The 7,485-nt window shown below is 40.0% G+C and carries 9 protein-coding genes; 5 read left to right on the top strand and 4 right to left on the bottom strand.

All coding sequences use genetic code 11. The annotated features are described in order from the left end of the window. Positions 1–728: 728 nt before the first annotated feature. The 3 genes from ACFS25_RS31530 to ACFS25_RS31520 all read left to right on the top strand — a co-directional run bounded on the left by ACFS25_RS31530 (position 729) and on the right by ACFS25_RS31520 (position 2,291). Entirely contained in the window at positions 729–1,655 is a 927-nt protein-coding gene (locus tag ACFS25_RS31530) for a replication initiation protein (RefSeq protein ID WP_381509162.1), read from the top strand. Positions 1,656–1,738: 83 nt separating this feature from the next. After that, positions 1,739–1,957, top strand: a complete 219-nt coding sequence (locus tag ACFS25_RS31525) for a hypothetical protein (RefSeq protein WP_381509160.1) — start codon at positions 1,739–1,741, stop codon at positions 1,955–1,957. Beyond that, entirely contained in the window at positions 1,947–2,291 is a 345-nt protein-coding gene (locus ACFS25_RS31520) for a type II toxin-antitoxin system RelE/ParE family toxin (RefSeq protein WP_381509158.1), read from the top strand. Before ACFS25_RS31525 ends, ACFS25_RS31520 begins: the two co-directional genes overlap by 11 nt. Here the strand turns inward: ACFS25_RS31520 and ACFS25_RS31515 are convergent. Beyond that, complete coding sequence (locus tag ACFS25_RS31515; RefSeq protein WP_381509156.1) at positions 2,277–2,777, bottom strand: DNA-binding protein; 501 nt, start codon at positions 2,775–2,777, stop codon at positions 2,277–2,279. The two genes, ACFS25_RS31520 and ACFS25_RS31515, sit on opposite strands and share 15 nt — an antisense overlap. Positions 2,778–3,078: 301 nt before the next feature. Between ACFS25_RS31515 and ACFS25_RS31510 the strand changes: the two genes are divergently transcribed. Beyond that, a complete protein-coding gene (locus ACFS25_RS31510) occupies positions 3,079–3,633 on the top strand; it encodes a hypothetical protein (protein WP_381509154.1) in 555 nt (184 codons plus the stop codon). A gap of 463 nt (positions 3,634–4,096) precedes the next feature. Further along, a complete protein-coding gene (locus ACFS25_RS31505; protein ID WP_381509152.1) occupies positions 4,097–4,438 on the top strand; it encodes a hypothetical protein in 342 nt (113 codons plus the stop codon). 99 nt (positions 4,439–4,537) lie between these two features. Here the strand turns inward: ACFS25_RS31505 and ACFS25_RS31500 are convergent, their stop codons facing one another. The 3 genes from ACFS25_RS31500 to ACFS25_RS31490 form a co-directional block, all read right to left on the bottom strand. Then, positions 4,538–5,254 (bottom strand): hypothetical protein, encoded by a 717-nt coding sequence (locus ACFS25_RS31500; protein WP_381509150.1) that lies wholly within the window; start codon positions 5,252–5,254, stop codon positions 4,538–4,540. A 538-nt stretch (positions 5,255–5,792) separates the two neighbouring features. Further along, a complete protein-coding gene (locus ACFS25_RS31495) occupies positions 5,793–6,380 on the bottom strand; it encodes an outer membrane beta-barrel protein (RefSeq protein ID WP_381509148.1) in 588 nt (195 codons plus the stop codon). 106 nt (positions 6,381–6,486) lie between these two features. Next, positions 6,487–7,062, bottom strand: a complete 576-nt coding sequence (locus ACFS25_RS31490; RefSeq protein WP_381509146.1) for a hypothetical protein — start codon at positions 7,060–7,062, stop codon at positions 6,487–6,489. Positions 7,063–7,485: the final 423 nt, after the last annotated feature.

Below are 7,485 nucleotides of genomic sequence, written 5' to 3'. Positions count from 1 at the left end.
GGTATGAAGCGTAGCGGAATAGCGTTCCGTCTCGCTCTTTAACAAGACCGTATCACGACACGCGCGCCGGATGGGAAAGCTTCGTTTTGGGAAGCTAAAGAAGATCAAGCAAATCACCAAATTAGATCTTGGTCAGTTCAGGTGATTGAATAGATAGGAATGCGGGTATTGGAAAGGGGATAGAATAGATCAGTGGTTCTTCTTTTCATAAGCCTTTACTAAAGTAGGCTTTGAATTACTATTAGAATAATACAAATCGTGGAACACTTAACTAGATTTATAGTTTCGCGACCCCATTGCCTTTTTTAGTTTTTGTTCTTTTCCTTTCTTTTCCCCGTTGTTTTTTGATCTACTCGTTAGCAATCTGGTGATCAATTTTTATCTGTCCTTTTTTACCCCTAAAAACCGCTTTTTCAAGCCACTTTTTTTACAACAAGTGTTTGTGTATTATCAAATATCACTTGTTAAACACTTGTAAGGCGATTTTTTAGCAAGTAACCCACTGATTACTAAATAGTTATAGTGTGGATAACTTTAATAAAGTGAGGTTTGGTAACTAATAAAGTGAGGTTTGGTAGCACAAACAGGCTTAATAAAGTGAGGTTTGGTAGCACAAACAGGCTTAATAAAGTGAGGTTTGGTAACTTTTATAATGTTTTAAAATAGTTGTATTGATTTATAAAAATCACTTTTTATATTTGCCTGATAGTCAGACAGATTTATTCATAATGAATAAGGGAATAGAAATTTGGCAAGATAACGCTTTAACTCTCGCTCGATATGAGATGAGTGAGACGGAGAAAAACTTGTTATATATGGTTGTCGCTCAGGTTAAGCCTGAGGACTCTGAATCTAAAAGATACCAAGTATCAGTTAATCAGATGGCGGAGATTAACGGTTCGGCACGTTTAAAAGCTGACGCTTACAGACAAGCAACTCGTAAGCTGATAACTCGCGTATTTGAGACAACGCTCTCTGATGGTGACTTTCTGCAAGCCGCTTTCATAACATCAGCACGTTATAAGAAAGGGACTGATATAATTGAGATCGGTTTGTCGCCAGAGGTGAGACCGTTTTACGTGGACTTGAATAAGAAGTTTACTAAGATGCAATTGGCAGCGGCTATTTCGCTTAACTCAGCCTACGCTAAAAGGGTTTATGAGTTGTTGTGCATGTATAAAAACATGAAGGACAAGACCTTTAAGCGTAATCTGGTTGAACTTAAAACAATGCTTTGGGTAATTGATCCAAAAACAGGGAAAGACAGTTACCCAAGCTGGACTTGGTTTCAAAGAAATGTGTTAGACATTGCTGTTAAAGAAATCAACGGTCATACAGACATAACATTCAACTACAAACCTATCTATGGTGACCGCCCAGGGCGAGGTCGTAAACCCGTGGTCGAAGTCGAATTTGCGGTCTTCTACCAAGCAAAAACCGAACCTGCTCCACTACCGGACCTGCATGAGCGATTAGTAAAGCAGTTCCGACTACGTCCCGATCAGGCTGATACTGTCCTAGCTACTCACTCAACCGAGGTTATTAATCGGCAACTTTACGATATTCAGGCCAAAGCAGTCGATGGCAAGGTGAAGAATGTAGGCAGCTATACAGCCAAAGTATTTGGCTTAGAAACAAAGGGGAAAGAAAAATAAGGGAGAAGGCCATTAACTATCAGATAAGGGCGTGTAGAGCCTGAAAACGCGCCAAAACTGACAAATCTCACTATCTTGCTCGTATGAAAATCGTTTTAGATATCCCTGATAACAAAGTAGGTTTCATGATGGAACTGCTACGGAGTCTATCGTTTGTTAAGGCTAAGCCTCTTCCAGTAGGTGTTTCCAACGAAAAAGCCTTATTCTTGGCGGAGCTAGGTGAAGCAGTTGAAGAGCTAAATGACGTATTGGCGGGAAAAACCCAAGCCCGTGACGCTTACGAGTTGCTCGATGAGTTATGACCTTAAACGGCTGCCGACCTTCGACAGGCAAGCCAAGCGATTAGCCAAGAAATATCCATCGCTGAAAACGGATTTGCGAACGTTATTTGATTCCCTGAGGGAAGACCCTACACAGGGAGCGGCTATAGGAAAGGGTTGTTACAAAGTCCGCATGGCCATTGCGAGTAAAAAGCAGGGTAAGTCAGGAGGGGCACGGGTAATCACCTTTGTTAAGGTGACTCAGGAAGCAGTTTATCTGCTGGCCGTTTACGACAAATCCGAAAAGGAGAATTTAGACTCAGGCGAATTAGATGCTTATTTAGATCTAATCGAAGACGACTCAGCGACCGAATAATCGGTGCCATAGGCTACGCTTGTTGGCTGTTGATTCCTCAGCTTCAGGTAAAGGGAGTCTTTTCTGTAAATCGCCCAATTGAGCATTTTGCTGGAGTAATAACTCTTCAATATGACTCATTTTTTGATTAGTCATTTGACTAGTCAGTTGATTAGCCATCGCATTCATAACGTCGCCTTGCTCAAACAGACGATTTTGTAGTTGCTGAATCATCCGGTCACGCTCGGCCACTGATTCCCGAAGTTGTTGGTTTTCCAGTTGCAATGAATCACTTACTACTAAAGCAGGCAGCGAGGCTATAGACGGAACTTCATACTCTTGCCGTAACAACACTTGGCTAATTTGATATGCTTTCCCTTTGGGTGTTTCTTCAGATCGGACATGACTAGTCAAAATATGCTGTTTGACTAGTCGGCGAATAGTCTGTTCAGAACGGCTGTACTGCTGAGCAGCTTCTTTGATTGTCAAGAACTCCTGATTAGTCATTACCCTAACATGATTAGTCACAGGACCAAATATATGGCTTTATAGCTCAATTGAGCCATTATCATGACTAGTCATCTCAAATCTTATCTGTACACTGGTGCCGTAAAATTTACTAATGTAAACCTGACTAGATAGAGTCGCAACGATTAACAATTCAATAATGACTAGTCATTATTGAATTGGCTCGTAAATAAGCTAGGTTATCATAATTGCACTTATACAACAGAAGTTAGTTGATTGATCGGTTACTAAAATACTGAGTAACACATTTAGGCGTTTCCAAGAAAATAAAACTTTTCATATGAAAACTAGCCTATACTTTTGCCTCTTGGCTCTCTTGGCGAGTCTTCAGCTTCAACAAGCTTATGCCCAAAAACTAACCTCCGGTCAACCTCAAACTACATTTCACTCAGGCAGTTGGCAATTAGGTGCAAAAGCGGGATATGGTCGAGGAAATTTGCTAAGCAATAGAAACAGCTTTCAAATTCACGCAGGCTATTTTCCAATTAAGCAACTGGCTGTGGGCTTAAATGCAACTTGGTCTAATGAATGGGTCGATGACATTGGCTTTAAAGATCTCTCAGCAGGCCCCTACATACGTTACCAATTTACAGCTACTTGGCTCTCTCCATTTGTTGAAGCTTCTTACCAGATGGGTAGACGAAGTTCCGATGCTGCTGGGGTAAGCTATCCGAGTACACCTATGCAAACAATCCAACTTGGTCCTGGCTTGAGTATAGAGACAATAAAATTCTTACGACTTGACCTTAGTTATCGATTTGACTGGGTTTATCTAACAAACAATACCCAGACAGTTGGCTTGCCTCAGATAGGACTTACCTATTTGTTCAGATAGCGATCAGCCTTACGATTCGCCGAGAATTTAGACTATTTTCAGAGTGTTGACCCATGCAGCTAAGCTACGCTCTGAAAATAATTTCATAACATAATGTGAGTTATACAACGAGTCTGGGAAATGTACAAATGTCTAACCCTCAGTTAGTTTGTGCATTTCCCAGACTCGTTGTATAACTATCTTTATGTTATGTGAAGTAAATTAGAATAATTTGATTACTTGAGAATCAATATTACTGACAAAGTACAATTTCTTTAACGACATAAACTTTAGAATGAAACACTCTTTACCAAAGCTAATCCTGTACGTCCTATTCTCTCTTATTACACTTACTGTCACCGCCCAATCAGTAAGGCAAAATGACTTCACTAATTTATTCGTAATCAAAGAGTACCCTCGATTAGACTCGTCAGTAAATGTCAATAGGCTTTCTTCAACTGAATGTAATTTACTGATTGAAAGAATGTATGAAGTTGATCAGCAGTATCGAGATAGTTTGAGTCGATGTTCGTCGGACAAGCCAAAACAGAAGTACTTTGGTCATCTCATCGTTATCAATGATCCAGTTAACCGGACGATCTTACTAAAGATTCTCAAAAAGTACGGCTGGCCCTGTGATAATGATTCAAGAAAATTATCGACCAAGGCATGGCATATTGCTTGGCACACACGGTCAAATTTTGAATTATTAAGCGAATTTTATTCTTACATTATCCAAGCAGATAAACCGAGTTGTATTGATTCCGTTCAACTCAGTGCTATTGAAGAACAGATTGCTACTGTAAAGAAAGCACGTAGCAAGTGAAGCTAATTTGTTGTATAAGTGGCATTATGTCAGTCGATCTTAAAAATGGAATAATAGTTGGTTATTATTCCATGAAGAAAAAATACAATTAATTAGGGGTTATCTGAGCTTATAAGCCACATTTACTCCAGCCGTAAAACTTCGAAGACTTGAGGATTGAGCGTTGTAAGTAGCAGGAAAAACAACTAGGTTCATTAAGCCAGGATTGACTTCTAACTCTATATTAATTCTAGGTAAAATAATGCCTGTCGCTAACACGGGAGAAAACTCAAATGGTGTGTATCTTGATACCCAGTAATCGAAAGTAGGGTTCGTGCTTTTGCTAATTAAAGCATCTACTCGAACACCGGGCTTCACATACCACAATTGAGTTAACGTAACCTGAATGGATGCAGTAGCAAATAAGGAAATGAACCGATTGGCTACTGCATGGCGGAATAAGGTGTCTCCTGGGGTATTATACTGACTTCTGTATCCCTTCGTTCGGACACCTATTTCTAAGTCCAACCACGTTGCTTTGGAGATACTATTCTTGTAGAAAACACTGAATGAATAGTTTGGCTGAAACGCTGAAACGGACGTTCCGTATTGGTTCAACGTACCGGTTCCTATCTGAACCGGTGGCCTTTGAGGAAACTGGCTAAATTTATACTTGGACACAAATACACCTGCCTTAACTCCAACTATAGGTTTTGATTTAGTGGTATACTGAGCTTTCAGCTTGGGAGAAGCAAACACTAAAATGAGTAGTAAAAAGGGGTAGTATTTATAGCGTTTTATCCTGGAGCTACTAAATAGAGTGACACTAGGTATCATGATTAAAGTTGATAGTGGAGATAGTGCCAGAACGTGAAAGACGGCTATTTCTGTTATATAAGTGGCGTGGTTACGGTCCGTCGCAGCGGTGGCAAAAGTCTGGCTTATGTCAGATTTGCTTAAATTATAAGCTAAATAGGGCTTGAGTAATGGTTAAATTTTGACTACTTAACGGCCAACTCGTGGCTATATAGACTTTTGCAACAGCCACAATACCTAGGTTAAGGTAAGCAAATTAGAATGATTTGATTATTTAAGAATCGATATTACCGACAAAGTACAATACGTATGTTACCAGAATAGGTTTACAAGGCATGGTTTTGCAACAACCACTGGCATCATGTAAAGTGATTTTGATTAACTCAAAACCGTCTAAAGGCTTATTCTGAAATAAGTTAAAGACTAGGAATATATCAAGTATCAGAATTAAGTGGCTATAGCCAAAATGGACTTATGGCAGTAGTGACTTATTTATGCTGAACCACTCAAAAGTACGCAAGAGCCAGTATTAAGGCCCTTGCGTACTTTGTTATTCACATTAAAAGTGCCAGATAAGTTGAGTCTGCACTCCAAAGGCAAACGCTTCGTAATCAATAAATTGCTCAAAAATGGTGTCCGCAGGATTGTAGAGCAAATAATTAAAAGTGGGTTGAAGAAGCCAGGAAAGTTTAGTGTTGATTCGATAGTCTATCCCTACGCCTAGAACCAGGCTAGTTTTAACGGGCTCATTGCCCCATGCGTTTACGTTAAATACAGCGCCTGCTGAAAAATAAGGGGATAGACGATGCGCAGAGGAACGATAATTCAGTAAAGTGGGCAGTTGAACATAGCGTGTGATCAGATTAACCTTATACAACCCAAGAGTGATCACTGGAGAGATGTTTTTATTGTAAAGGACACCCAACGAAAAATCCCATTGTTGGTTAAAGTGATAACGAGCGGTCAAGCCCAGTGATGAGGCAATCGTGTGTGGCTTAGTGGCTGGATCGGCATGAAGCGTTCCCGTTTGATAGCCGTAGTTGCCATAATTGAACCAGTACGTGGGTGCCAACGAAACTCGGCTCTGGGAGAAGGCATTTAGCCGGGATATAAACAGTAATCCAAAACAGATAAGTACAGTTTTCATCGTTGAGTTTAATCGGATAACTTAATTTACCTGTTTGTGTGGCTGCCAATTCTGCTTCACGGGCAAATGAGCTAAGCTATTTTTGAAAACACATGCAGTCGCTTTGTCAGTCATTATTTAGTCTGTAACAAACAGAAGCCGATACCCTAAAGGATGAATTGTCGGTAGTGGAAAAAGGGGTTTCCACTTTAGAAAAATAATAAAATGCCGGTTGAACCTGTAATATAAACCGAGAATCAAGGTCATATCGGCCCGTTAGCTGCAAACAACTACCGACTGAAAATGGCTTCGTGGGTTTTTCAGGACTTAAAATAATAAAGTGTCCACTACCGTATATATCAAATGACTTGCGATCAAATGAGCCGCTTATCCATTCCGGTACGATTCCACCACCAGCATATAGTTGAAGGCGCTTACCTGATTTGATCAGATAGGATACGGTTAAAGGAACAAAAAGGTAATGGGCTCCTACTACGACAGCACCTGTCGTAGTAGGACCTGAACCAAACTGGTATTGTGTGATCGCCTGATAAATTCGTTTGGTGGTTAACAAGCGGGCATTGATCAGGAATCGACTCACTTGGTAAGAGCCGTCAACTCCAAATAAAAAACCGGCTTTATATTTTATTGAACCAGGTAATATGAATGAAGGGCCAGTTAAGGAATAATCTGGGGAAAACAATTGATCTACCCCAATTGACGGACCTATCGTAAACCGATTCTGTTGTGCATTCACGGTTTCAAAGGCGCAACAAATGCCTACCAATAAAGTAAAAAATCGCATCTCTATCTTCTCTTAAGGAATGTGTCCATTGAAATTATGGCTGATGAATAAGCTAGTTAAATCTGTTGTATAATCGATCTTATTAATCACTCAGAAGCCCTTTTTAGCGGTCCTTTACTTACCATAAGGAGGGCCAATCTACGGATATTCCATTAACATAATACAGAGTTTTACCCTTCCCTTTCCAAATAACAATTCAGCCTGTTTTTACAGCTTGTATAGGGTGTTCAATCTTCGTTTAATCCCTTAACATAAGATACCTTATATAACAAGACTGAGAAAAGTACAAAAAACAGCGGGGCAAAAAAGAAGTAAAAAAGG

Source organism: Spirosoma flavum (assembly GCF_042686045.1).
GTDB lineage: Bacteria > Bacteroidota > Bacteroidia > Cytophagales > Spirosomataceae > Spirosoma > Spirosoma flavum.
The sequence above is the reverse complement of the archived record's forward strand: the minus strand, read 5'-3'. Positions and strand labels throughout refer to the sequence as shown.